Source organism: Pseudoflavitalea rhizosphaerae (assembly GCF_003991355.1).
Taxonomy (GTDB): Bacteria; Bacteroidota; Bacteroidia; order Chitinophagales; family Chitinophagaceae; genus Pseudobacter; species Pseudobacter rhizosphaerae.
Genome location: NZ_RCSU01000004.1, coordinates 75,319 through 101,804, shown reverse-complemented (window position 1 = coordinate 101,804; position 26,486 = coordinate 75,319). Strand labels below are relative to the sequence as shown.

Sequence of the window (26,486 nt, the reverse complement as noted above, 5' to 3'; positions counted from 1 at the left end):
CTCCACAACTAATTTCCAAACCTGCAACCGGTGGTCAGGGATTTGCATTTACAAACCTCAACGATCACAAGAATTGGATCAAAGCTTTTCTGAACCAGATGAAAGAGAATAGATTCCCGGTGGCTATTTGATTGGTTTCCCCTAATTTTATAGAGCCTGCTTTTGTCAGTCCATCTGCCTCATTGGACAAATAAATAAATGGCCTATGTGGTTTTCAAAATCGATACAGCAAACGCTGGAGGAACTTAATGCGGATAAAGACAATGGACTGAAAGAAAATGAAGCAGCTGCGCGGCTGCAGCAGTATGGACACAACAAGCTCACTGCTCAGAAGCGCCGTTCTGTTTTCTCCTTATTTATTGCACAACTGAAAGACGCGCTGATCTATGTACTCTTTGGCGCCGTGGTGATCACTATGGCCATGGGAGAATATATCGATGGCATTATCATCCTGCTGGTGATCATCATCAATGCCGTATTAGGCGTGATACAGGAAGTGAAGGCAGGTAATGCGATCGAAGCGCTCAAAGATCTTTCTGCGCCCAAAGCGCTGGTGAAAAGAAACGGGACCACAACGGAGATCGCATCTGAAATGATTGTGCCGGGTGATATACTGGTACTGGAAGCAGGGCGCTTTGTGGCCGCCGATGTGAGATTGCTGGAATCGGCCAACCTGCAAATTGAAGAATCAGCGCTCACAGGCGAATCCGTTCCTGCTGAAAAAGACGCCAATGCTGATCTGCAGAATGCCAATATACCGCTGGGGGACCAGCTGAATATGGCATTCATGTCTACCGTAGTCACATACGGCAGAGGACTGGGTGTAGTGGTGGAAACCGGAATGAAAACAGAAGTTGGGAAGATCGCCAATATCATCAACCAGGAAAAAGAAGAAAAAACACCACTCGAAAAAAGACTGGATGAACTGGGCAAGACTTTGGGAAAGATCGCCATCGGTGTTTGTGTTGCCATGTTCGGATTGGCCTCGCTCCAGGGAAGGGACCTTGCTGAGAATTTCCTTACGGCCGTATCATTGGCTGTAGCCAGCATTCCGGAAGGACTGGCCGCCATCGTTGCCGTAGTGTTGTCCATCGGCGTTACCAGGATGGCCCGCAAGAAAGCCATCATCAAAAAATTACCGGCTGTTGAAACCCTCGGTTCCGTTACAGTTGTTTGCTCGGACAAAACAGGAACACTCACACAAAATAAAATGACGGTGGTGCGCCTCTTCGACCTCACCGGCCAGGAACTGGAACTGAAAGAAAATGAAAATGAACCTTCCGATGCAGCCCTGCTTCTTACAAAAGCCATGATACTCTGCTCCGACGCCACTTTCGAAAATGGCGAAGGCACCGGCGACCCAACGGAAATTGCACTGCTCAGACTCGGCGACCAACTGGGTATCGATAGAAACAAATTAGCTACTGAAGCGAAGAGGAAAGATGAACTGCCATTCGATTCCGACAGGAAACTGATGTCTACCATCCAGGAAGAAAATGGGAAACTGACAGTGTACACCAAGGGAGCAATCGACCATCTCCTCGATCGTTGTACCATGGTACAGCATAACGGAGAAGCCATTCCCATCACCACCGGACATATAGAACAATTCAAAAAAGCGACCAAAGAGATGTCCGCCAATGCACTCCGGACGCTGGCAGCAGCTTATAAACCCCTGGATGGCCCCATCGGTCAGGAAGAAATGGAAAAAGACCTGGTGCTGATCGGTATGGTAGGCATGATAGATCCGCCCAGGCCGGAAGTAAAGGACAGCATCAACCAGGCAAAGCAGGCAGGTATTACAACAGTGATGATCACGGGAGATCACAAGGATACAGCATTCGCCATTGCCAAAGATCTCGGTATTGCCGATAACAAAAAACAGGCGATCACCGGTTCCGAATTGAAGAAAGCCTCTAACGGCGATCAACAGTTGACATCCTACCGTGTTTTTGCCAGGGTTTCCCCCGAACATAAAGTGAATATTGTACGCGCCTTCAAATCAGAAGGCCAGATCGTTTCAATGACGGGAGATGGTGTGAATGATGCACCCAGCCTCAATACCGCAGATATTGGGGTAGCCATGGGCATTACCGGAACGGATGTGGCGAGGAATGCAGCTCATATGATCTTAGCGGACGACAATTTTGCTACCATCATTGCCGCCATCGAACAGGGACGGAATATTTACAACAATATCAAGAAGTCTGTGATCTTCCTGCTGGCCAGCAATGTGGGCGAAGTGATAACGATGGTATTGGCCATTTTGATCGGCATGCCCGCCCCCCTGATGGCTACACAATTATTATGGATCAACCTGCTCACAGATACATTGCCGGCCATTGCATTGGGAATGGACCCAGGTGATCCCGATGTGATGAAACAAGCACCGCGCAGCCCAAACGAAAGCTTCTTCGCACATGGTGCGGCACAAAGGGTCGTTATTGGTGGTACGGCCATTGGCCTCCTCACCATTGGCGCTTTCTGGTTCGGCTATTACGAGCACGGCTACAGTCCATATGACAAACAAGTACCTGCTAACATTCATGAATATGCGAGAACAATGGCTTTCATGACCATCATTTGCTGCCAGCTGTTCTATTCCTTCACTTTCAGGCATTCCGTCAAATCAATTTTCCAGACAGGCATATTCTCCAATAAATACCTGGTGGGTGCTGTGGTCCTGGCACTGGCCCTTCAATTACTCGTGATGGGATTACCGGTGCTTCAAAAAGCATTCAGGCTGCAAATGCTGGACCTCCAGGGCTGGACCTACGCATTGGGACTGGGCATCGTTCCCGTTATCCTGAGCGAGATACTGAAACTGTTCAAAAGGGCCAGACGCATTTCCTCAGGGGGCAGTCGCTCGCGTCCCCGCGAGTGACGGTTATTGGTTCGCCTCCGGCGAACACTGCGTCGCCGGAGGCGACTAAATATAAGTCACTCGCCGGGAGGCGAGCGACTGCCAGCACCCTGACTACCAGCCACTCACTACCAGCCACTCACTGCCAGCATTCCGAAAAGCAAAAGCGCCCCAGTTGGGACGCCTCTGCAGAGATTACCACTTGCCAAAGTTTATGTATGTGAAGGACAGTCTAGTTTTCTACTTTTTCACTTTTTCAAGTTTCAGCACAACACTTGTTCTGCTGCCAGACACTTCAGGATTGAAACCCACAGTCATCAGGAACTCGCCGGAATATTTCTTACCGGCATCAATAACCGATTTACTTCCGGGATACAGGCTCAATTCTTTCAGCGTATAGAATGCTGATGGATCCAGTCCTTTCAACTGAATGGGATACACACTCCCTTCACCATAACGGTCATTAACGAGATAATTGAACAGCACGCCTTCTGATTGATCTTTACTTACAAATGCCACAGAAGCCACAGCACTTTTTCGCGGATCAGACAATCGATACTGATCTCCCTGGTACACCAGATGTTTGAACCCATTATATTCTTTGATGGCATTCTGACAAAAAGCAAGGTCCTTTTCATTCAGATGGCTCACTACGATATCGAACCCGAGCTTCCCCATCATTGCTACATCTGTTCTGAATTTGATGGGTTGCTTGCCCCAATCCGTCACATGATTGGCGCTTGCGATGGCAGGATAGAAATAGGAATACTCCCATTGAATGAAGATCCTTTCCAGTGGATCGGTATTATCGCTGGGCCAGTATTCTGTGAAATATTTCAACGCTTCATAATCCACACGCCCACCGCCACCGGAGCAAAGCATCATCGGCACCTTCGGATACTTTGCGCGCAAACGCTGCAACACATTGTACAGGCCGCGCATGTATTCGATATAGAAATGGGATTGGTCCTTTCCAAGATAAGCGGAATGGGCATTATAGATCACGGCATTGCAGTCCCATTTGATATAGGCCAGATCAGGGTTCTTAGCAAACAGATTGTCCACCACACCGAAAACAAAGTCCTGCACCACAGGATTGCTCAGGTCCAGCACCAGCTGGTTACGGAAATAATGTTCCTGGCGCGCAGGTTGACGGACCACCCAATCAGGATGCTTCTCGTACAATTCACTTTTCGGGTTCACCATTTCAGGCTCCACCCAGATCCCGAATTTCACACCATTGGCGGCTGCTTCCTTCACCAGGCTTGCCACACCATTGGGCAGCTTGGATTTATTCTCTGCCCAGTCGCCCAGCCCTGCTTTATCATCATTGCGGGGATATTTATTGGCGAACCAGCCATCATCTAACAGGAACAGGTCCACGCCGAGCTTTTTTGTATCGCGCAGCAGTTCCTTCAGCTTGGTTTCATTGAAATCGAAATAAGTGGCTTCCCAGTTATTGAGCAATGTGAGCCTGTCCCCTTTTCCATCCAGCAGCCTGTAATTTCTGGCCCAGTCGTGCAACTGACGGCTCGCAAAACCCTTGCCTTTGCTGGAAAGCAGGTGAATGAATGAGGGTGTAACAAATTCTTCACCAGGCTTCAGGTTGTAGGGAGATGCATAATTATTGATACCGGAAATGATCCTGAGATTGTTCTGGTAATCCAGTTCAAGATCCGTTCTGAAATTACCGCTGTAAGCCAGGGAGCCATACAACACGGTGCCTTCATCTTCCGTTGCAGGTCTGTTCAGCGATACCATGAAAACGGAAGGCAGGAAGATATTGGTACGCGTGCCTAATTTGGAATCGATGGTTTTGATGCCGTGTGTGATCTTCGATTCTTCCGGCTGCATTTCCTTTGCCCAGTCGCCATGATATTGGTTCAGCCAGAATCCCTTTGCCTTGAGATGCAGATTGGCGGAAGCGAATTTTTCCAGCACCACATTTCCTTTCTCTTTGTGTTTGATCACAGACCATTGTTCAATCACATCCTGCCTGGGATATACTTTATAGTGCAGCGTCACTTCAAAATCGTATACAGGATCTTTCAGCAGGATACTGTAATGGGTAACGCCATCGGGCAATTGCTTTTGTTCGTGTTTTACATAACGCAGGTCCAGTGAACGGTTGCCATCGGCATGAACCACAGTGATGGCTGGTTCCACCAGGTTGCGGGAACCGGAACTGGTATAAGCTGCGTTCAATACATCCGTGTAATCGCCTGTTTGTTTGTATACAGAAGGTACGAGCTGGTATTCTTTTTCATTGGCCAGCTTCTTTCCAAAATAAATAACAGAGAGATCTTTGTTTTTGCCGGCTTCCAGCACCAGTGCATTATTTGAAGTCACAACAGGAATGATGGTCTGTGCTTTCAGGCTGCAGGGCAACCATCCGGCCATCAATGCAATACTGCAGCAAACCAGGTGCCTTACAGCGATCATTCCTTTCCTTCTTCGATTCATAGTCATAATATTCAGTGATAGATATGTGTTGGATCTTTCCGGCCCTCTGTGTTATTTGAACTTCGGATCGTATTTGTTGTTGACGGTGATGCCAGGCCAGTTATCTGTTCTGAAAGGCCCGGCAGGCCATCCATCTTTATTGCTGAGATTGGCATGATCGAGTACATCCGACCAACCATAACGTGCAGCCACAGGTGCAGTTACCTGGCTGGACCGAAGGATTACCTGATCGCCGGAAATAACTGCTTCTGCAGGATAGAATTTCTTATCGGCTCCTGCCAGTTCAAAACCGCCCAATGCTTTCCCATCGCGGGCTGTAAGGCCCTGGCCGGTGAATGTAAAACTGATAGCGACTTTGTTTCCATCGATGCTGAAGGATTTGAATACAGGCCCGGATGCGACGACAGGTTTACCATAGGTATCATGCAATGCAATGGCGGCAAGTCTTTCTCCTACATCTTTCTTGTTACGCGGATGGATATCATTGGCATTACCGATATCTGTGATCACGGCCATGCCGGTATGCGGAACAGTTTTGGCAGTGAGCGTTTGAGATTCCCGTATTTCGGCCCAGGCGCTGCCTTTGTTGCTGTTTCCATTATTATCGTTGTAGCTGGTGAGTTGTACAAAATAGAATGGCATATCAGGGTCCTTGAAATGCTCACGCCAGTTGCTGATCAGCAAAGGCATTGCATGACGGTATTCAAAACCACGGCCCGCATTGGCTTCGCCCTGGTACCAGATAGTTCCTTTGATATTCATGCCCCTGAACTGGCTTACCATGCCATTGAAAAGCAGGGAGGGATAATCGTTGGGACCAATTGAATTGGTATTGGTACGAACTTCCTGAATGCGGTAGTTCCAGTTGCCCACCAGCGAATAACGATGGTCATTAACCGAAACGTATAGTTCAGCACTGTCGCCCCAGATGCCGCCGCCACCGCCTGTATCTTCCACGCGAATAGCGATCACATTCTTCCCGGCTTTGAGCACACCGTTGTAGACCCTGTCTGTATTCCAGCCCCGCGTAGCACCCAGGGGCCTGCCATTCAGGAAGCTCTGTTCATTATCGTCTATTTTTCCAAGATGGAAACTGGCAGGTTTGCCTGCATCTTCTTGTCTCACATATATTTCCTTCCTGAACCAGACGATACCATCGAGCCTCGATAAATTCGGCTGTGTTTCCCATGCTCCGGGAATGGGCATGGTAGCCCATTTGCGATGATCGTAGCCCGCATTTTTGTACAGTGCGCTGTCTCCCGCTTTGGGCATGTCTTTCAGCAATTGTTGCTGCTCACTCCGTTCTTTTTTGTAGCGGGCATTTATCAGGTCCTGGAAATCCACCGGCTTCTGCACTGCTTTCATCACATCTTTATAATAAGGATCATTTGAAAGCGCAGCATGACTGATCCAGGCTTCTATCTGTGTTCCACCCCAGGTGGAATTGATCAGTCCTATCGGCACATTCAGATCCTGTTGCAGCCTGCGGCCGAAAAAATAAGCTACTGCGGAAAATGGCGCAATATTACCGGGAGAGCAGGCCTGCCATCGAACATCCCGGAGGTCCTTTTCCGGCCAGGTGGATACTTTCTTCATTACTGTCATCAACCTGATCTGCGGATGCGAAGCATTCCTGATCACTTCATCTGCATCATACACAGAGCCCCATCCTTTTACAGGCATTTCCATATTGGATTGCCCGGAACAGAACCACACATCTCCCAGGAGAACGCCATGCAAAACTGTCTTTCCCTTCTTATCTGAAATAATAAGATCGTAAGGGCCTCCGGCCTTTTCAGGGCCCAGCTCCACATGGAAGCCGCCTTTGGGATTGATAGCTGCAGTTCTCGTTTGTCCATTGAGGGTAACAGTCACCGTTCCTGACTCACCGCTGATACCCCAGATCCGAAGGGGTTGATCTCTTTGTAACACCATACTGTCTCCAAAGAAATCCGGTAGTCTCGGTTGTGCTTCTGCGTAAGCAACAGTCAGTAACAGTGCGGAAAAAACGATTATTGATCGGATATCTTTCATTGTTGTTTTTTTATCAACCGGAATAATTTTGTTTCATGCGGTTGGATGGAGCCTGTCCATTTGTCCTTTTTCCCCACGCTGCGCTGCTGCCAGCAGTCGCGCACTGTGAAGCCGGAAGGGAGGCCCAGAGTTCCGCCCGCGAAACTGTAAGATTGTAAAATCCCGGATTTATTCAAAATAGCCAGCGCCATATCCCCGTTCTGAAGAGGCTTCAGTATCACATCGAAGCTGGTATCGCTTTTGATCAGCTTTCCCTGGTTACCGGCCGGGTCCTGGTTGATGGCGATCACTTCCCGGTTGAGCAGTATTTTTTTGGTGGCCCTGTTCATGGCCATGATATTATTGGTAGCGATAAGAGGGGCCGCCATGATACTCCAGAGGCTCATCTGGCTTTGGTATTCGATATCAGAGCAACCCGTTCCACCAAGATCTGAAGACGGTCCTTTGGCTCCATACAAACCTACTACCAGCATATCGGGATCGTTCCAGCGGCCAGGACCTGCATATTTGTGCAGCATCACATTCACGTTGTAAATATCCATGATCCCCTCTCCATCTTTTCCCTGTTCCTTTTTCCATTTGTCGCGAACATCACCGGTAGTGCGCCAGACGCTGCCGCCTGCATTGGCTGCCCAGAACCAGGGTTGACGCCCACCCCATTCGCAGATACCGAATACGATATCTCGTCCGGATGCCGACAATGCCTGCGCCATTTTTGTATAGCGGGCCTTTGCCGTATTGGAGTCTGCCGGCGCATTGCAGTAATCGTACTTCAGGTAATCGATGCCCCAGGAAGCGAATGTTCTGGCATCCTGTTCTTCAAAATGCAGGCTGGCAGTATAACCCGCACAGGTAAGCGAAGCTGCATCGGAATAGATACCCAGCTTCAGTCCTTTTGCATGTACATAACCGGCGAGTGCTTTGATGCCGGAAGGAAACTTCACGGGATCTGCGATAATATTGTTTTTCTTATCCCTTCCACCCTGCCAGCCATCATCGATGATCAGGTATTTATATCCGGCTGCAATCATGCCGGTAGAATCCATGGCATCAGCAATACTGCGGATCAGCTTCTCATCGATCCGCTCTCCATACAGGTTCCAGGTCATCCAACCCATCGGCGGAAGTGACGCCAGTTTGCTACGGTTTACCTCCTGGGCCTTTGCACATATCGCCAGGCATACGGATAATATCAGCCAGTACAATTTCATTTGCTGGTAGTGATGCTTTTGATTTGTCCGTTCACTTTCAGCTTCACCTTTTTGGAAGTGGGAGAACTGATCTTATATTTTATTACCTGTCCATTTTTCCATTCGAAATCGACGGTAAGATTTCCTCTTGCTTTCAATCCCTTCACACTGCCTTCAGCTTTCCAGAGATCAGGAATGGCGGGGAGCAATTCCACATAGCCGGCATGGCATTGCATCAACATTTCCATGATGGCTGCGGCTGCCCCGAAATTGCCATCGATCTGGAATGGCGGGCCTGCAGAGAACAGGTTTGGATACACGCCACCACCGGCGCCGTAGTTGATATCTGTACGAAGTGTGGGCTTCAGCAATTCGCGCAACAATTTGAATGCGCGGTTGCCATCCAGTAATCTTGCCCAGAATAATTGCTTGTAAGCGATGGCCCAGCTGGGTCCATCATCCCCTCTCACTTCCAGGCTTTTCTTAGCCGCTGCCGCCAGCTCAGGCGTACCGTTGGCCGTGATGAGATTGGCAGGGTACAATCCATAGAGATGTGAAATATGACGATGCTGTGGATCTGTTTCCTTGTAATCTTCCAGCCATTCCTGTATACGGCCATCGGGTGAAATGATGCCCGCGGGCGGCAATTGTTTCAGTTGCGCGCGCAATGTATCGGAAAGACTTTTATCGATCTTCAGTTTCTCTGTTGCCGTGATGATATTATTGAACAGCTCACGGATGATCTGGTTGTCGATAGCAGCCCCCACGCAAATGCTGGCATGATTGCCATTGGGCAGGAGGAAAGAGTTCTCAGGACTGGAAGAAGGCGAAGTCACCAGCCATCCTGTTTTCCCGTCTTTCACCAATATGCTTTTATAGAAAAGCGCTGATCCTTTCAGGATAGGATAGATGCTTTTCAGGTAGGCCAGATCATCGGTGTATACATAATGCTCCCAGAGATTATTGCAGAGCCATCCCGATCCTGATTTGGTAACGCCCCAGCTGGCACTTTCGCCGGGTTCGGTCCAGCCCCAAACATTCGTGATCACATGGGCAACCCAGCCATCGGCATTGTAATAGGCTTTGGCGGTGCGTTCACCGGGCTTCACCAATCCACGCACCAGTTCGGTGAGTGGCAAGTTCAGTTCGGAGAGATTGCTCATTTCAACTGGCCAGTGGTTCATCTGCACATTCACATCCAGGTGATAGTCGCCATTCCAGGGCGTATTCACCTGGTTGGCCCAAAGTCCCTGTAAGTTCGGTGGAAGCAGTCCAACCCTTGTGCTGCTGATGCTGAGATATCTTCCGAATTGTAAAAAGAGAACGGGTAATGATTTGTCTTGCTCAGGCTGTTTGTAATATGCCGCCAGGCGTTTGTCTGTGGTCAGTGATTCAGCAGCGCCTGTTCCCAGGTCAACCGCAACGCGGCCAAACAATTTCCTGTAATTACGGACATGGGTTTGTTTCTGCACTGCATAAGATCTCTGCAATGCAGCGCGCATATTCTTTTCCACCAGGGATTTATATTGCGGGTTGCGGAAATCGGTAGCAGTGGAAACGAAGATCAATGCTTCATCGGCGCCTTCCACTATCAGTTCATTTCCTTTCACGGTTTGTTTACCACCAGTATTCTTCAGTTTCACCTGCGTCAGGTATTGCATTCCTTTTCCGTCGGTTCCGTTATTGAGCTGACCAGCTAACAGTAATGACTGACCGCTGACAGAGCTCTCCCCTCTTTCCGGGCGGCTGATACCAACCGCAAAACTGACAGCTCCTTTTTTACTGGCGGTGATGCGGATAAGGTCCACATCAGCCCCGAAACTGGTGAAATATTCTCTCTTGTATTGAATGCCATTCAAGGTGAAGCTTGTGACGGCGATGGCACTGTCCAGCGACAACCAGCGGCAGTAATCTGAAGGCGTAGTTGCATTTCCGTTATAATTGTACCTGATATTGAGATCGGCCAGCATCTGGAAGCAGCCCCATTGCGGGCCGCCGGAGCCGGGCCCCAGGCAGATAAAACTTTTGTCGATCAGTTTTTGCGCCTCATCATTCTGCCCTTCCGCCAGCAATTGCCTGATGGCAGGCAGTTGCTTGTACGCTTCATAGTTATTGGCATCCTGCGGACTGCCGGACCACATGGTGATATCGTTCAGTACTATTTTCTCTTTTTCCACTCCTCCATCGGGCGTCATGCCCAGGCGTCCGTTTCCTAAGGGAAGTGTCTCTTCCCACTGTGCAGCAGGTTTATCGAACCATAACTGAAGGGGACGCCGCTGCGCAGAAGCAGTCAGGGAAAACAGGATCGCAACAAGACCAATCGTTCGTTTCATAATTCGTTAATTGAGGCAACAAGTTCAACAAAGTTCAACTGTATACGGATTCGGGTAAATGGATTTTATTGTTGTATTAATGGAGATTCCGACGGTTCTATCTCCTGTATTCAACAGTAACCTCACTCAGGTTGCTGTATGCACTCTCTCCACTGGCCACTTTTTTAACGCGGATGCGGATATAACGGATCTGCGGAACACCGGCTGCAAAATCCACTTTGTAAGGACCAACGCCATTGTTATCGAGTGTTACATCCTCCAGCAGGACCCAGCCTTTTGCGATGGCTTCATCCTTCCAGCCCGGATCATTACCCGGCAGGTTGGTGGCCGCATTCGTAATATCAGCAATGCCCCAGATCTCAAACTCGGTTGGATTGTGACAGCAGTCGCGGCCTGTGATCTCGATATTCTGCAGCCGGCGATAGCCCCTGCCCATATCGAAAGTAAAATGGTGCGGCAGTTGTTTATCGCCATTAGAGTGCCATATATTCGGCCATCCCTGCGGCCCCACGGAGCCATCCCATAACCTGGCCACACTGGTCCCTCCATCCCAGGGCTGCACATCATTGGGCAGGGTGGTCACCACGCTGAACAGGCTCTTGTCTGCTTTCGCGATGGTGAAGGCGATATTGGGGAATGTATCCACCATGTTCACGGAAAATGAATCCAGCGCGGTTTCCGATGGAGTGTATTCGCTCTGGTAAGCCACCTTGGTGCCGTATTTGAAATCCGTGATGGTTATTGAGTTCTCTCCCGGCAGAAGGACCACTTCTTTCAACTCATCACTGGTATTGGTATAACGCAGATAAGTAAGCGCATTGGTGGAATCCGGCTGGAGGAAATTGAGTTTCACTTCTTGTCCTGCATCATCCAGGAATTCATACGGATCACCGCTGTTGATATAGCGGTTCATCAGGCTGTTCTGGTAGGAATTGCCATAGACCCTTGCATTCTGCACTTCCACGGGAATGGATTTGTTTCCTTTTGCATCGAAGGAATAAACAAAAAATGAATAAGTATATTCCTGCAGATTATTGATGATAGTGTACACCGTATCTCCGGGGCTGTGTGAAGCGGAACTCACTTCAACGGAATCACGGAAATTATTCCAGTAGATCCTGTATTTGGTAACGGAAGGGTCCGGGCTGGGCGACCAGCCGATACCGAGCCGGCCATTGCCGGGCCTGGTGAACACTTTGGAAATGGAGCCTGGGTATTTGATCTCTTCATTGTTGAGATAATCCCTGAACTCATCCATTTTTTGTGTACAGGCAAGCAGGCAAACCAGACCTGTTATCCAGAGTAGTGATGAATATTTTCTAGGCATATAGCAGCGTTTATGGTTTACCTGGGATCACCCCAGAATGTCAGTTCAGCAATATTGAAAAAGTTGTTGGTACCGGATGCGATCTCCTGGCACTGGAAGCGGATATACCGTACCCTGGGAAGCTCCAGGTTGAAATTGTAACTGAAACCAGCATTCCAGAATTCGAGATCGGAATTGCTGTATGCAGGGTTGGGCAGGCCCGATGGTTTTGCAGGCAGTTTGAATGTGCCGAGATTGATCCAGCCATTGGGAGATGTTTGTCCAACCCCGGGAGCGCCGGGACCGCTGGGTAATGTTTCATCCACGGGGTTGTTCTCCCTGCCCCAGAGCGTCCAGGTAGTGGGTGCGCCTGCCTGCCAGAGCCAGTTCCCACTGCCGTCGATGCCACGGTTCCAGATGGTATAACGGCTAAGCTTAGCCGCCTGACCCATATCGAAAGTGATCACAGCAGGCCAAACCAGCGGCTGGATGGGCTGTTCGGTATGGTAACCGGGAGAGCCTGTATTGCCATTCCACATATTTTCGATCTCCCAGCCAAAACCTGTTTTGGCATCCGTTGGCAGCACATAACGGCCGAATTTCGATTTGTCCATTTGTCTCTCAAATATCGGTTTCACCGTAGTGAATAGGGTATCTGAAACATTGTCCCAGTCATCCGTGATATAGATCCCGAATTGCAGGTTCACGGTATCATAACCCCGAAGGCTATACGCAATGTCCTCCAGCTTCGTGAAACGCTGGTTCACGATCTCGAACTGGTTGGTGATGGGGTCTTTCATAATGGTCACCACACCGATATCGGCCTTTGCAGGATTTTCGAGACTGATATTGATACCGCCAAAATCAGGCTGGGTACTGATTGTAGGGAAGGCCATCAGGTAAGGCGGCGTGTCTGGGTTCACTTTCACTTCTACCGGATCGGATACCACATTTGCCCTGCTCACGGTTTGCAGCGTAACGGTATACTCCTGCTTTTTGGCAAAACCGCTCACATGGATGGTATCGGAATAATAAGATGATTTGGTTTGACGGCTGACCTTGTCATTGATCTTATAGGTGGCCTGCACGTACAGGATGTTTTCGGAATTGGGCAGGTCATAGGTGATGATGGCCTTACCCGGACCGTTTTCCACTTTTACATTTGACACAATTCCGGGTTTTGTTTTATCTCCGGAAACTATGTCTTTGTATTCATCTACTTTGGAACAGGCGAACATCACCACAGCAATGGTTGCCGGCGCCAACAGCACTAAGTATTTTTTATATCGGGTTGTCATACTCATATTTTAAGCATTGTATGTGGAGGTTTACCAGTAAGGGGTTTGCACCAGGTTGGGATTGGTGATCAGATCATATTCCTGGATGGGGAACAGGTAATCCTTCAATCCGAACACAGGTTGATACACGGTATTAAGCTGGTAATATCCTGCTACGGTCTGGTTGAAAACGGACCAGCCCTGGAATGGTTTGCTGAGTACGGATTGCAATTCCTTCCAGCGGCGAAGGTCCCATCCTGCCTGTCCTTCAAATGCCAGTTCGATCCTGCGTTCCTGGTGGATGATCTGCCTCAAACCGTCTTTGGTAGTAGGTTTGGAAGGGTTGCGGGAATGTTGTGCCCAACTGGTGAGTACTCCCTGCAGGCCGGCCTTCGTTCTCACTTTGTCGAGCCATACAATAGCATCGCCATGTGCACCTGTTTCATTCAAACACTCTGCATAGAGCAACCAGAGACCGGAGAGACGGATGAATGTCCAGGGATAGCCCACCCAAACAGAATTGTCGCCGGGAGTAGACTGATAGTGAACCAGTTTCTTGGCCCAGTAACCTGTATTATTGAAGCGGATCTTATCGGGAGGAGAAGCAAAACCATTCACTGCATTTACATAATTCGGATTGAGATCATCGGTCTTTCCGGAACCGAACCAAACACCTCCATCGAAGGCAACACTTGAATAGTAACGCGGCTCACGATTGAAATTACCGGCTACAGTGGTATAATCTTTTTTGATATAGAATTTATTCGCTTCATCGCCTGCCTGCAATTGGTAGCGGTTGGCATAATCGAAGTTGAGGTCTTCATTGATGGGCACACCATTCTTTGAATAGAAGAGCTCACTTTGCGCAATGGGAACAGAAAAATTGGAATAAACGGCAAATACATTTTTGGCTGCTTCAGCCGTTACACGTGGCATGGTCATGTACTGCCAGCCGTAATGCGGGTTGAGCGTCCACACCTGCTCGGGATTCCAGCCATCAACAAAAGCGCCCTGCAAGGTGAGCAATTGTTTGGTTTCATCAGACATATGAACGATGCTACCCTGAACGCGCAATTCATAAGGTTGCGCACCAGCCGCCACTGCAGCATCGATAGCGGCTTTGCAGGCCACCGCGGCACGTTCCCATTTGGCAGGATCGCTGGTTGCAGGAAATAGACTTTCTCCATCTTTTCCTTTGAAGCCTGCATAATCAGGATTGCCGTTGAAAAGCGGACTGGCCTGCGTGGTCAGCACTTCCGCTTTCACCGCCAGCGCAATGGCGCCGGAGATCCTTCCTGCTTCTGTAGCTGCATTCTGAATGGCAGGAGGAAGATCTACAATTGCTTCATCGATCGTTTTCACCACGTAATTGAAACAGGAATCCAGCGACTGCTGCTTCTGACGCACTTCTTCAGAACTGGCATTCACAGGAATGGCCTTGTCTGCAATCGGGATAGGGCCATACATGCGCAATAACCAGTAATGATAATAGGCTTTCAGGAATTTGGCTTCCGCTGCCCAGCGCTTCCTGTTGTAAGGTTCAACATCCAGTGGTACATGGATATTGTCGAGGAATGTATTGCACATGCGTATGCTCTCATACAATTTCAGGCCCATATTGTACCCATCCCAGAAATTGTGGATGGGGTTCAGACTGTTCTGCAAACCGCGCATGAGGTTGAAGCCTCCATCGCCTCCAATGCCGCCGAGCGTGGTCTTATCCGCCAGGTCAGTAGGAAAGAACATTTCCCCGGAAGCCGTGAAACCCGCATTCCTGCGGACATCCGCCAGGGCCTGCAGGTTGGCATAGCAACCAAACAGGTAAGCCTGCGTTTCATTGGCATTGGTAAACGAACTGTTGAGTGTAGCTACATTGTCCGGCGTTACATCAAGGTATTTACTGCATCGTTGAAAAAGGACCAGGGTGCAGCCGGTGAGTAATATTTTGAAGATGATTTTCATATCCGCTTGTTTGAATCGTTCTGGTAATTTCGGTTATTGATCAGGGTTACAGGTCCACTTTCAAACCGATATTGAATACTTTCTGGACCGGATAGGCAAAGCCATTGCCGGCCAGCTCGGGATCCCAGAGTTTGAAGCTGCTGAAAGTAAGCAGGTTCAGACCACTGAAGTAGATCCTCATATTGCTGAGATAGATGGCATTGCTCCATCTTTTCGGGAATGTGAAACCTGCTTCCACTGATTTCAAACGAATGAAACTGCCATTGCGCAACCACCAGGTACTGGTCTGCTGGTTGTTCTGGATCTCGTAGGTGGAGAGGCGGGGCCAGAGCGCATAAAGGTTCTGGTTCTCTTCAGACCAGTGATTGTCTGCATAAGCCTGCAGGATCTGCGCATTATTGGCGAATGGTGCAGTTCCGAAAATGCCGTTATTGAAATCAGTACGGGCGGTTGGATCGATGAAGAAGGAAGACCTGGCCGATCCCTGGAAGAAAGCACTCATGTCGAAATTCTTATATCCAACAGAGAAGCCAAATCCATAAATGATCTGCGGCGTGGAAGGAAGACCGATAGGCACCATATCTTCCTGGTTGATCACGCCATCCTGGTTGATATCGCGGTATTTGATATCGCCACCCCTGGGCAGGAAATCCCCGAAATTCTGAACGGGCGAATTAGCAGCTTCCTTATCATCTACAAACAATCTTTCTGCTATGAAACCAAAAGGCTGATTGATCATCCTGCCGGTGCGGTAGCTCCAGGCATTGGGATACTCAGGCTCTTCCAAATGAACCGCCTTATTACGCGTTGCTGTAAAATTACCGAGTACGGAAGCCCAGAGACCATTCCTGAAATCTTCCCTGTAATTGATGCTGAAGTCAAAACCTTCAGAATTGGCCTTACCCAGGTTGGCGCGGAGATTATTCAGCGCTGCGGATTCTATGCCCACAGTAATGGGGATATAGCCCCGCGAAACAAGGATATTGTATCTTCTCTCACGGTATACTTCAGCAATGATATTGAGTTTATCGAAGAAAGTGGCTTCCACAGCCAGGTTGCTTTTGCGCGAGGTTTCCCAGGTCACATCCGGATTGGGATAGGCTTTGATCACTGTTCCGGCCATACTTACTGAATTGTTGGTACCGAAATAAGAACGTGGACCGTTATTGGGCTCTACTGTACTCAGGTAGAAGAATCGTTGTGTATTGGGATCCCCGATGGCATCATTACCTACCAGTCCATAGCTGCCGCGCAATTTCAGGCGGGTCAGGATCTCACTCATTCTTCCTTTCCAGAATTTTTCATTGCTCACCACCCATCCGGCGCCGATAGTAGGGAAGAAACCAAATCGATGTGCGGGAGCAAATTTTTCTGAGCCGTTGTATCCGAAATTGAACTCGGCAAAATAACGGTTATCGAACGAATAGCTTGCTCTTCCTGATACACCGAGGTTACGGTTGGGGAGCGAAGATTGCAGGTCGCTTCCGTTGGCAGTAAGCGTCTGCTGACGGTTACCCACAATCGAACCGCCTACGGAATGGTCCCCGAAAGTCTGGCTGTAATCCAAACGTCCGAGCATATACACATATGTGTTCAACCACTTGGGACCTTGCTGGTACGAAAGATATTCCTGCGCCTGGCCAGGTTGGTTATTGAGCCAGCTCAGCCTGTACGCCCCTGTTTTTTCGTCTACTGTTACCCGTTGTACATCATAGTAGAAAGGATTGTAGGCCCTGCTTACATCAAAATAGGAGTAGCGGTTGGTGCTGAACATACCAAAGAAGCTAAGTCCGGGCGTAATGAATTTCAGGTTCTGGTTCACTTCAAATTGTGCCGAGATCCTGGACTCGGAGAAAGTTTTATAGCCACGCATCAGTGAAGCGTAGGGGTTGGACTGAAGCTGACTGTTGGCATCGATCCTGTTACCGAAGAGGATATGTTTCGTGTTCCTGTTGGCGCTGTCTGGTTGCCAGTAGGCAGGAAAGCCAACAGGGATCGAGTGCAATACCTGGGAGTAAAGGTCTGTTGCAAATCCTCCGCCCTGGTTGCTGATCGGCCCCATGTATTCATTGAAATTGCCCCAGAGGCGAACGCCTACCTCTGTGGTGGAAGTGGCTTTGATACTGGTATTAGCGCGAAGCTGGTAGTTCTCGAATTTCATTCCTGAATTGAAATTGTTCACAGGATTGACTTCCAGTATTCCATTATCCCTGGAATAAGAACCAGCGATATAATATTTTGCAAGGCTATTGCCGCCACTCACACTGAAGTTGGCACGGTAGGTTTGAGTCTGGTCTTTGAAGATAGCATCCATCCAGTCTACTGCCGGATAAAGTATGGGATAGATACCTCCAGCGCCTTCCAGGTTCTTCTGTGTCCCGATGATCTCATTGGGCTGATAGTATTTTCCAACGCCCGGCGTTCTGGTTGTAACGGCTTCATTGTACATGCGCATATACGTTACCGGGTCTGCCAGTTTGATACTTTTGGTAGGTGCGGAGATAGCAGTTTCTCCACGCAGTTCCACCTTGGCCTTGCCGGCCTTGCCTTCTTTTGTTGTAACGAGTATAACGCCATTGGCGCCACGCGCTCCGTACAATGCAGCAGCACTGGCATCTTTGAGGATGGAGAAGCTGGCGATATCATCCACCTGCAACCTGGCAAGGTCATTGGCGGTGAGCTCCACGTTGTCTACCAGGATAAGTGGACTATTACTATAACCAAGCGTGGTAACGCCGCGGATGAAGAACTGGGAATTGTCCATTCCCGGCTGGCCTCCGCGCTGGAAACCGATCACACCGGCAATCTTTCCTGCCAGCGCATTGGTGAGATTACTGGCGGGGATCTTGAGCTCACCCGGTTGTATAGACGTAACCGATCCTACCACAGCTTCCTTTCTTTCTTTACGGCCGAAGGCTGTTACCACCACGGCGCCGAAAGTGTCTACGATAGTAGAAAGATAAACGGTAGCAACTTTTCCTTTCGCCACCACCAGCTCTTTGGACTTGTATCCAACAAAGGAGAATTCCAGCAGCGCCTGACTACCGGAGATGTCCAGGTGAAAAACGCCTGACTTGTCTGTAGTGGTTCCCTGCCTTGTTCCTTTGATCACTACAGAAACGCCGTTGATTGGCAGCCTGGTTGTACTGTCCATAACATAACCGTTCAACCCGCCATTGGATTGCGCATCAGCCTGTAATGAAAATGAAATAAGGGAAAAGAAAAAAAGGAGAAATGCCGGGAAGGGGTAGGGCAAACGCTTCCGGAAGCGCAAGCAAGCAAATCTGATTTTCATATTTAAGCAATTGTTGGTTTTCCGGCAGGGTTTGTCCTGCCGCAATACGATAGTATTTCCGGTTGCCGCTCCATCTATACTATCCTATACTATACCACTAAGATATGAGAATTATCCGATCTGCCAAAAAAACTTAGGGTGTGGCCCCCAGTCCCCCCCAGTCGCTCGCCTCTGGCGAGTGACTTTTTTTTAGTCGCCTCCGGCGACGCGGTGTTCGCCGGAGGCGAACAAATAGAAGTCACTCGCCGGAGGCGAGCGACTGGCTACACGCTGCTATTTACTGGCCACACGCTGCTATTTGCTGGCCACACGTTGCTACCTGATCTCATAGATGCGCGCGTCGGATGCAGGCACATGCAAAGAGGTTTCAGGTTTGAGCAGGCCGCCCTCTCCGGAGAAAAGTTCTTTATAATACTTATTGCTCACTTTGCTTTGCAATGATGCAGGAATGCTGATCTGCTGATCAGCATTGCCATAATTGAACAAAGCGATGTACAGCTTTTTTCCATCGATTCGATAGAATTGCTCCACTCCCCTGTTACCGGTATTGCCGCGAAGCGGACGAAAGCTCTTCCCGTTGGCTGCAAGCTGCAACAGCGCTTTGTTCTGCAAGAGTTGTTTAGCGGTGTTTGTCCATTTTCCATGTGATGAATAATCATCGCCTGTGATCAGGGAACCTGTCACCAGCGCCGATGCAAGCCTGGCCCTGTTCACACCATTCTGCTCAGTTGCAAACACCACATGGTCTGCATCTACAAAATCATAAAGATGCGATTGCCACCAGCCATAGCCGGTACTGTTCAAAGTGTATTCAGTATGATCGAGACTGCTCCAGGCATCGCATGCAATGCGACGCATATGCACATAGCGCGCGGTAGCAATATTGGGCGAGATGGCCGCATACACAAGCATCTTATCGTCCAGGACACTATCCAGGAATTTCATTCCTTTTTTGAAAGCCTGCATACCGGTGGTAACGGATGGATCATAGAATTTGTCTGCTTCCTGGCAACCATGTCCCAGGAAATCGATCTTGATCATTTCGAAACCAAGCGCTTTCATTTTGTTGATGGTATGTTCGATGCGCTTCTGCGTGGCAGGATGTGTAGGGTCCATGGCCCGGCCACCATCGATATCCAGCATCCGGCCATTCTGTTTTGTCCAGGTTTCCATATAAGAATAATCTGATCCTTCCACTTTTCTATCGGATTTACCCCAGTCGGCGAATGGCGTCCAGTAAATACCAGGCTTCAGTCCTTTCTTTTTACAATGGGCTACAAATTCCTGCAGTTTGCTTATATCGCCATCGATGCCGTGGGTAGTAAAATTGTCCCAGAAAGCATCCAGGTCGATAAACAATGTCTGGTCTGCATTTCTGAACCCCTTGAGACTGTCTGCAAAGAAATCCACCACGCGGATGGCCTGATCAAAACGGATCTTTTCTTTCAGCACGCCCCAACTGTTCCAGCCCATGGGCGTTGCATATTTCCAGTTGCCAATGGAACGTGCATGCAGTTTCCTGTTTTGCTGTGCGAAACTTTCCAGACCATCACGCCAGTCTTCACTCAGGCTGATGAGGATCTTGGGCGAATACACTACACCATACACCGGAAACACTTTCCCGTGTGGGATAACGTCGTGGGTGATGGCACTATCGGTGAAGCCAGACCGAAGTTCAAGTTTTGCAGCTTTGTTCAGACCATTTGACTTCAGCAGGAAACCCGTTTTCCAGTCGTCCTGTTCCAATGAACCGATCACCAGTCCATTATTATCATCTGCATTGTACAGGGCGCCCAGTTCGCTTCCATTGAATGCGGCAGTGGCCAGGGGCATTGCATTGTATCTGGCCCACATATCATTATCGAAAGGAACAAAGAGGGCGCGGTTATCGCCGGGCTGCGACCATTGAAGATTTTCGGTAATCAATGGAGATACAGAGGCCAATGGCCCTGCATTGCGAATGATCATCTGCGTTATGAACTGTTTCTTGCCGGGCAGCACATAGAACAATTGCGTCATCGAGGGATCATTTTCGAATTGCAGGTTGTACAGTTTCGTTTTGCCCAGGTTGGTCTTCATATCCCCGATATGGTAACTGATCTTTCCTCCCTTACGGGTATCCCCTGCTTTATCTGCCTGGTATGCGGCATAAGCATCCTGCACGATCATCTTTCCATTCCAGACAATATCATACTGGCCTTTGTCGAGTTTGTAAACGATCCTGCTGTTCTCCCCGAGAGGGATTTCCAGCAATTGCTGCGCTTGTGCTGCAGCGGAAAGAAACAAACAATAAAATGCCCAGGTGATCGCTCTTTTATTTGCCATAAAAAAAATAGTTCAGGTGTTTAGATGAATTGTTTTTTAGCCTGCAATGCCCAGCGGTGAGAAAAGAATGAACATCCCAACCATCAAAGCCAGCAGCATCGCATAATACAGGTGTCTTCTTTTCCACGGAACAATGTCCACTGCCGCCTGCCGGGGCAGTTGGAAAGGTTGCTCCATCGGTCTCAACCTGCCGATCAGCAACATGATCCCGGAAGTGACCAGGAACAGGATGGCCAGCACATGCAGGTAATGCAATGGAATATCGAAAAGGAATTGCGTGGCGGTGTATACCGTAACAAAGAACAGGATGCCCACTTTTGCAGCCAGCGGCGGTACTTTTTTGGTGAGCAGCCCAACCACCATAATAGTGAAAACAGGCACACTGAAAAAGCTCGACACTTTCTGCAGGTAATTGTAAAACCCTCCTTCGAAGTACATGATATAAGGAGAAAAGATGATGGCCAGTATCGTGACACTTACCTGCAGCATCTTCCCGTTTCGTAACAGTTTCCTTTCATCGGCTTTTGCACCGTTCCGTTCCAGCCAGGGCTTGTAAAGGTTCATCGTAAACAATGTACCTGTGCTGTTGAGCCCTGCATTGAAAGTACTGAGCGCTCCTCCGAACACTACAGCCGCCACCAGCCCGATGAATACAGGAGGCAGGATATCGCTCACCAGCCGCGGAAATGCCGTGGCAGTATTTTCAAGGTTAGGATATAGATGTACGGCAATCAAGCCGGGAACATTCAACAACAGCGGTGCAAATAATTTTCCCACTACCGCCAGTGAAATCCCCTTCTGACTTTCCGCCAGGTTCTTCGATGCCAGGGCTTCCTGCACGATGTATTGCTCCATGCCCCAGTAATAAATATTCACCAGCAACATCCCCGTGAAGATGGTGCCAAAAGGCAATACATCTTTCGGGCCGCCGATGCCATTAAGATGGTCCTTATGCGCAATAGTGAGTGTTCTCACGCCTTCCCAAACATCGCCATTGCCCAGGAACCTGAAACCATAATATACTATCATACTGCCACCGATCAGCATACCCACGCCCTGCACCACATCGGTGATGGTAATGGCCCTGAGTCCGCCAAGTACATTGTACAATGCGCCCACCAATCCCACCACCAGTACTATCAATTGTATGGCGGAAAAATAACTGATGCCCAGCCAGGCGTCCACATGAAAGATCCCATTGATAGCCACCGCGCATCCATACAATACGGTTGGTATGAGATTCACGAAATACCCCAGGAGGAAGATGACACTAACGATGCGCTGCGTTTGCACATCAAATCTCTTTGCCAGGAAATCAGGTGTGGTCACAGCCCCGATGCGCAAATACATCGGCATGAGGAATTCAGCAACAATCAGCATGGCCAGTACGGAGCTCATGCCCCATGCCATCACAGACATGTTGGTGGTATATACGAACTCATTCTCCCCGATGAACTGATTGGCGCTCATATTGGTGAGGAACATGGAACTGCCGATCATCCAGAAACCCAGACTGCGATTGCCCAGGTAAAAGCCAACAGGCGTTTGCTGTTGCTTTTTCCGGCGCGTAACGTAAATGGAAACCAGGGCAGCCGCAACCGTTACAAAAAGGAAGCTGAGTAGTATGGTCAGATTCATAATAAAGCAATCATAAGGATCCCCTTCTCAGGAGAACGGTCGGAATCACTTCCTGCACTTTTTCACGGTTCAGCACAAACGAAGCAGCTTTTTCCGCCATGATGGAAAAATCCGTTGAATAGGTGGTGATGCCATCGAAGATGATCTCTTTCACCACTTCATCGTTATGGCTGAGGATGCCTACATCTTTACCCAGCCTGAAACCCTTTGCCTTGGCGTCTTTCAGCATCTGCCAGAGCTCTGCGTTGTTGATGGTGAAATACACATAACCCTTCTCGATGGAGCCGGGAATATATTCTGTCCGGATCACGCTTTGGATTTTGAAATTCTTCACGAATTTCTTGTACGCGTCCAGGATCTCGATCGGCGTGTCCGATGCGGGACGATGGTAATGGATCATGCCTTTGAAATGCCTGATGGCGGGCGCCAGTTCAGCAAAAGCGGCATAGGAGGATTTCTCGAATTCCTGTACCACATAGCTGAACTCTTCTTCCAGTTTCTGGTAGCGGTCGATCATCAGGAATTTGTTCATCGGAAGCGTGCTGAGAATACCCGCAGTGCGTTTATGCGGAATAGGCGCCACCACGTACATCCCGTATTTCCCTTTTACACTGGCTACGATACTTTCCAGCACATCGATATTGTTGTGATGGAAAAAGATATCGATATGGGCAGGTTCTCCCAGGCTGTCGCGGAATGTTTTGTAGAACACTTCCTGGAAACTGTCGAATGCGAAGATGATGAGAGCAATGCGAAGGTTGTTCTCCGTATTCTCGCGGGCCACGTAAAAGCCAATACGGTTCTTACTTTCAACGATACCCCTGCTCACGAGTTCCTTATAACCTTTGGCAATGGTTTCACGGGCGAAGCCCAGCTCTTTTATGAAGTTGTTCACGGAAGGCAGCATGTCTCCGCGTTGGATCAGTTTATCGTTGATGGCGTTGATGATACCCTGTACCAGTTGTTCGTGCTTTGACAGGCCCTGGATATTTTCCAGCTCCCGGACCTGCTCATAAATATTCTGCATAGCAAACAATCTTTTAACTGTACTATTCTATCCTACTGTGTAAATGTATTCAACCTTTTGATGATTCCAAAAACATTTTGCGGCATTCTGAAGGACCCTGAAAAAAATCCCTCTGACAGATCAGAGGGATTCATATCGAAAGATCGAAAAATGGAATTTGCATTCTTATCAGGGCATTCTCCTTCCGGCGCCTTTCTGCCCGCCCTGCTCTATTTCACGGTTTATCTCTTCAATATCCACTGGCCTTTCTGTTGTATCGCCCATGAGATGCAGTGTAAAATAGTCCGCCATTTTCCAGAAAAAATATTCAGTCATATCTCCGAAACCATGACGCTGGCCCGGAAGGATCACCAGGTCAAATCTTTTATTGGCTTTGATCAATGCATTGACCACACGCATGGTATTGGCAGGATGCACATTATTGTCGATATCACCATGCGACAGCATGAGATGGCCTTTGAGATTCTTCACCAGGTCCTGGTTCTTCTCAATATTGTACATGAAGGTAGTATCCTTTTCTCCGATCACTTCTTTCACACCATGATGTTGTTCACTCCACCAGCGGTTGTAAATGGAGTTATCGTGGTTACCGGCGGAAGACACAGCTACTTTGAAGAAGTCAGGATACACCAGCATAGCCGCAGTGCTCATGAAGCCGCCACCTGAGTGGCCATGGATACCTACACGGTTTACATCGAACCAGGGATATCGGTCGGCGAGTTGTTCAGCAGCTGCTTTCTTATCGGCAAGACCATAATCGCGGAGATTGCCGTAGCCATAGTTATGATACCATTTGCTGCGTGCAGGGTGGCCGCCGCGGTTGCCCATGGTGATCACGATGAAACCAAGATTGGCTAACCTGTCTGTCCGGTCCATGGACCGGCCGAAAGCCTTATTCACTGCTTCCGTCTGCGGACCCGGATAAACATACTGGATCACAGGATATTTTTTGGTGGAATCGAAATCCATCGGTTTGTACATCACTCCATAAATATCGGTGATGCCATCATCGGCTTTCACTTTGAAAGGCTGCGGGAATTTGAAACTGGTGGCCATCAGGGAACTGAGATCAGCGGTCTCCAGTTCCATTACTTTCCGTCCATCTGCTGCATAGAGCGCAGATTTGGGGACCGTGTTCACGCGTGAATAGTTGTCTACAAAAAAGGTATTGTTATCGTTGATGCTCATGGCATGCTCGAATTCGCCGGGGTTCAGCAGTTTCAGTCCTGAGCCATCGAAGTTCACGCGATAGGCATGAAGATAATATGGATCTTCATTGGCCTCGCGGCCATTGGCGGAGAAATAGAGCACACGTTTGGCGTCATCGATGCCAAGGATATTCTCTGCATGCCAGGTGCCTGAGGTGATCTGGTTTTTCAGTTTTCCATTTTCGTCGTAGAGATAGAAATGCGCCCAGCCATCGCGCTCACTCCAGTGAATAATTTCCTTGCCGCCATTAACGAGTCCCAGCCTGCGCAGTTCGATATAGGTATTGAACCGCTCTTCGATCAACACTTTTACGCTCCCGGTATTGATATCCACTTTACATACGTCCACTTTTTTCAGATCGCGGCCGGTACGGGAAAAATAGAATTGCTGATCATTGCCCAGCCATTTGGAAGGACGCCAGTCGTCATCACGCTCTTTCGCCAGTGTTTCGGCCGTCCACACATTCAGGTTTTGGTCTTTGAAAAGCGAGACCTGCATTTCCTTACCAGTTTTTGCCACGGCATCAAATAAATACAGATGATCAACCGGCGCTTCTTTTTCCCCTGCCATCATGTACTTGTAGGTTTCCAGCGTGGGGCGGGGATTCGCAACGGAATTGATCACCCAGAGATCATTCACTTTCCGGCTGTCTGTGCGGATCAGGGCAAAATGCCTGCTATCCGGCGCCCACCTTGCTCCTACGCTTTTTCTTTTATTCTTGTTGGCCTCTTTCTCCACATTATTTTCATTGCTGCCGGGGCCGCCGCTTCCGTGGTAACTGAAATATTCCACTCCATCTGTTGTGATGGCATGTTCTACTATGGTGCTGTCGTTTTCCTTAACAAGCGCTTTTTCGTAATTGGCTTTATCCATCCAGTAGAGATTGAAATTCTTTCCAAAGAGGATGATATTACCATCGGGAGAAATATTGGCCCATGAAGGTTTTCGTTTGGGCTTTTTGAAATCGGGCAGCTCAATGAGCTCTCCGGTATTGATATTGTACTCGAAATAAAAGATTTTCCGCTCGCGTGCAGGGGGCGTAGTTCCTTTTCCTTTCGCAGGAGCGGCTGTATCTTTTTTCACTATTTCCTCGGAGCTTTTCACTTCAAACTGAATCCAGTTCTCATCACGCACAAAGCGGAGGCTGTCAATATTCAGGTGCTGCGCATCGAAAGGATCTTTCACAATGCGTGTTAGTTTGGCGGCCATGATGGCATTGTCGAACAATGTTCTCTTTTCTCCTTTTGCAGGATCCACGATATACCATTTCTTTCCATCGGTAGTTTCGTAAACATACCAGAAGCGATCGCTTTTTTTCAACCAGTGCGGGTCTACGGCCGTACTGAATATTAGTTTACTGAGCTTGCGTGGCGCAAACCTGGCGGCCTGCTGGTAGTTGGCTTTCGTTACCGGGGTCAGTTGTGCGGATGCAGCAACAAAGGCAAGCATCAGCATTATAGTGTAAACAACTCTCATGCGTAGGGGCGATTTATTTTTGAATTGGTGAAGTTCGTTGATTGAGACGTTGAAAAAACAGGAACCTTCCACCGGCTATCCAATTATT

The 26,486-nt window shown here is 48.8% G+C and carries 13 protein-coding genes; 1 reads left to right on the top strand and 12 read right to left on the bottom strand.

All coding sequences use genetic code 11. The annotated features are described in order from the left end of the window. The first annotated feature begins 205 nt into the window (after nucleotides 1–205). Nucleotides 206–2,884, top strand: a complete 2,679-nt coding sequence (locus D9Y29_RS08425; protein ID WP_127126979.1) for a cation-translocating P-type ATPase — start codon at nucleotides 206–208, stop codon at nucleotides 2,882–2,884. 219 nt (nucleotides 2,885–3,103) lie between these two features. Here D9Y29_RS08425 and D9Y29_RS08420 read toward each other — a convergent pair whose 3' ends face one another. The 12 genes from D9Y29_RS08420 to D9Y29_RS08365 all read right to left on the bottom strand — a co-directional run bounded on the left by D9Y29_RS08420 (nucleotide 3,104) and on the right by D9Y29_RS08365 (nucleotide 26,398). Next, nucleotides 3,104–5,326, bottom strand: coding sequence for an alpha-galactosidase (locus tag D9Y29_RS08420; RefSeq protein ID WP_127126977.1), 2,223 nt, complete (start codon nucleotides 5,324–5,326; stop codon nucleotides 3,104–3,106). Between the two features lie 51 nt (nucleotides 5,327–5,377). Next, the gene (locus D9Y29_RS08415; RefSeq protein ID WP_127126975.1) at nucleotides 5,378–7,360 is read right to left on the bottom strand and encodes a sialate O-acetylesterase; all 1,983 of its coding nucleotides are present in this window, start codon (nucleotides 7,358–7,360) and stop codon (nucleotides 5,378–5,380) included. Then, nucleotides 7,357–8,571, bottom strand: a complete 1,215-nt coding sequence (locus tag D9Y29_RS08410) for a glycoside hydrolase family 27 protein (RefSeq protein WP_127126973.1) — start codon at nucleotides 8,569–8,571, stop codon at nucleotides 7,357–7,359. The genes D9Y29_RS08415 and D9Y29_RS08410 overlap by 4 nt, the downstream gene beginning before the upstream one ends. After that, nucleotides 8,568–10,883, bottom strand: coding sequence for a glycoside hydrolase family 95 protein (locus D9Y29_RS08405; RefSeq protein WP_127126971.1), 2,316 nt, complete (start codon nucleotides 10,881–10,883; stop codon nucleotides 8,568–8,570). The genes D9Y29_RS08410 and D9Y29_RS08405 overlap by 4 nt, the downstream gene beginning before the upstream one ends. A 97-nt stretch (nucleotides 10,884–10,980) precedes the next feature. Then, the gene (locus D9Y29_RS08400) at nucleotides 10,981–12,210 is read right to left on the bottom strand and encodes a DUF4998 domain-containing protein (protein WP_127126969.1); all 1,230 of its coding nucleotides are present in this window, start codon (nucleotides 12,208–12,210) and stop codon (nucleotides 10,981–10,983) included. 17 nt (nucleotides 12,211–12,227) lie between these two features. Beyond that, on the bottom strand, nucleotides 12,228–13,487 hold the full coding sequence (locus tag D9Y29_RS08395; protein ID WP_164735316.1) for a DUF5000 domain-containing lipoprotein: 1,260 nt from the start codon (nucleotides 13,485–13,487) through the stop codon (nucleotides 12,228–12,230). 30 nt (nucleotides 13,488–13,517) lie between these two features. Continuing rightward, nucleotides 13,518–15,428, bottom strand: coding sequence for a RagB/SusD family nutrient uptake outer membrane protein (locus D9Y29_RS08390; RefSeq protein ID WP_127126966.1), 1,911 nt, complete (start codon nucleotides 15,426–15,428; stop codon nucleotides 13,518–13,520). A gap of 46 nt (nucleotides 15,429–15,474) precedes the next feature. Further along, on the bottom strand, nucleotides 15,475–18,723 hold the full coding sequence (locus D9Y29_RS08385) for a SusC/RagA family TonB-linked outer membrane protein (RefSeq protein WP_241237878.1): 3,249 nt from the start codon (nucleotides 18,721–18,723) through the stop codon (nucleotides 15,475–15,477). A 315-nt stretch (nucleotides 18,724–19,038) separates the two neighbouring features. Further along, nucleotides 19,039–21,048, bottom strand: a complete 2,010-nt coding sequence (locus D9Y29_RS08380; protein ID WP_127126964.1) for an alpha-amylase family protein — start codon at nucleotides 21,046–21,048, stop codon at nucleotides 19,039–19,041. Between the two features lie 36 nt (nucleotides 21,049–21,084). After that, nucleotides 21,085–22,686, bottom strand: a complete 1,602-nt coding sequence (locus tag D9Y29_RS08375) for a solute:sodium symporter family transporter (RefSeq protein ID WP_127126962.1) — start codon at nucleotides 22,684–22,686, stop codon at nucleotides 21,085–21,087. A 10-nt stretch (nucleotides 22,687–22,696) separates the two neighbouring features. Beyond that, a complete protein-coding gene (locus D9Y29_RS08370) occupies nucleotides 22,697–23,713 on the bottom strand; it encodes a GntR family transcriptional regulator (protein ID WP_127126960.1) in 1,017 nt (338 codons plus the stop codon). A gap of 168 nt (nucleotides 23,714–23,881) precedes the next feature. Continuing rightward, on the bottom strand, nucleotides 23,882–26,398 hold the full coding sequence (locus D9Y29_RS08365) for a S9 family peptidase (RefSeq protein ID WP_127126958.1): 2,517 nt from the start codon (nucleotides 26,396–26,398) through the stop codon (nucleotides 23,882–23,884). Between the last annotated feature and the right edge of the window lie 88 nt (nucleotides 26,399–26,486).

What these genes read in the sequence shown, in the direction of transcription:
- D9Y29_RS08425 (WP_127126979.1), top strand. Translation starts at nt 206, where the DNA reads ATGTGGTTTTCAAAATCGATACAGCAAACGCTGGAGGAACTTAATGCG.
- D9Y29_RS08420 (WP_127126977.1), bottom strand. Translation starts at nt 5,326, where the DNA reads ATGAATCGAAGAAGGAAAGGAATGATCGCTGTAAGGCACCTGGTTTGC.
- D9Y29_RS08415 (WP_127126975.1), bottom strand. Translation starts at nt 7,360, where the DNA reads ATGAAAGATATCCGATCAATAATCGTTTTTTCCGCACTGTTACTGACT.
- D9Y29_RS08410 (WP_127126973.1), bottom strand. Translation starts at nt 8,571, where the DNA reads ATGAAATTGTACTGGCTGATATTATCCGTATGCCTGGCGATATGTGCA.
- D9Y29_RS08405 (WP_127126971.1), bottom strand. Translation starts at nt 10,883, where the DNA reads ATGAAACGAACGATTGGTCTTGTTGCGATCCTGTTTTCCCTGACTGCT.
- D9Y29_RS08400 (WP_127126969.1), bottom strand. Translation starts at nt 12,210, where the DNA reads ATGCCTAGAAAATATTCATCACTACTCTGGATAACAGGTCTGGTTTGC.
- D9Y29_RS08395 (WP_164735316.1), bottom strand. Translation starts at nt 13,487, where the DNA reads ATGACAACCCGATATAAAAAATACTTAGTGCTGTTGGCGCCGGCAACC.
- D9Y29_RS08390 (WP_127126966.1), bottom strand. Translation starts at nt 15,428, where the DNA reads ATGAAAATCATCTTCAAAATATTACTCACCGGCTGCACCCTGGTCCTT.
- D9Y29_RS08385 (WP_241237878.1), bottom strand. Translation starts at nt 18,723, where the DNA reads ATGAAAATCAGATTTGCTTGCTTGCGCTTCCGGAAGCGTTTGCCCTAC.
- D9Y29_RS08380 (WP_127126964.1), bottom strand. Translation starts at nt 21,048, where the DNA reads ATGGCAAATAAAAGAGCGATCACCTGGGCATTTTATTGTTTGTTTCTT.
- D9Y29_RS08375 (WP_127126962.1), bottom strand. Translation starts at nt 22,686, where the DNA reads ATGAATCTGACCATACTACTCAGCTTCCTTTTTGTAACGGTTGCGGCT.
- D9Y29_RS08370 (WP_127126960.1), bottom strand. Translation starts at nt 23,713, where the DNA reads ATGCAGAATATTTATGAGCAGGTCCGGGAGCTGGAAAATATCCAGGGC.
- D9Y29_RS08365 (WP_127126958.1), bottom strand. Translation starts at nt 26,398, where the DNA reads ATGAGAGTTGTTTACACTATAATGCTGATGCTTGCCTTTGTTGCTGCA.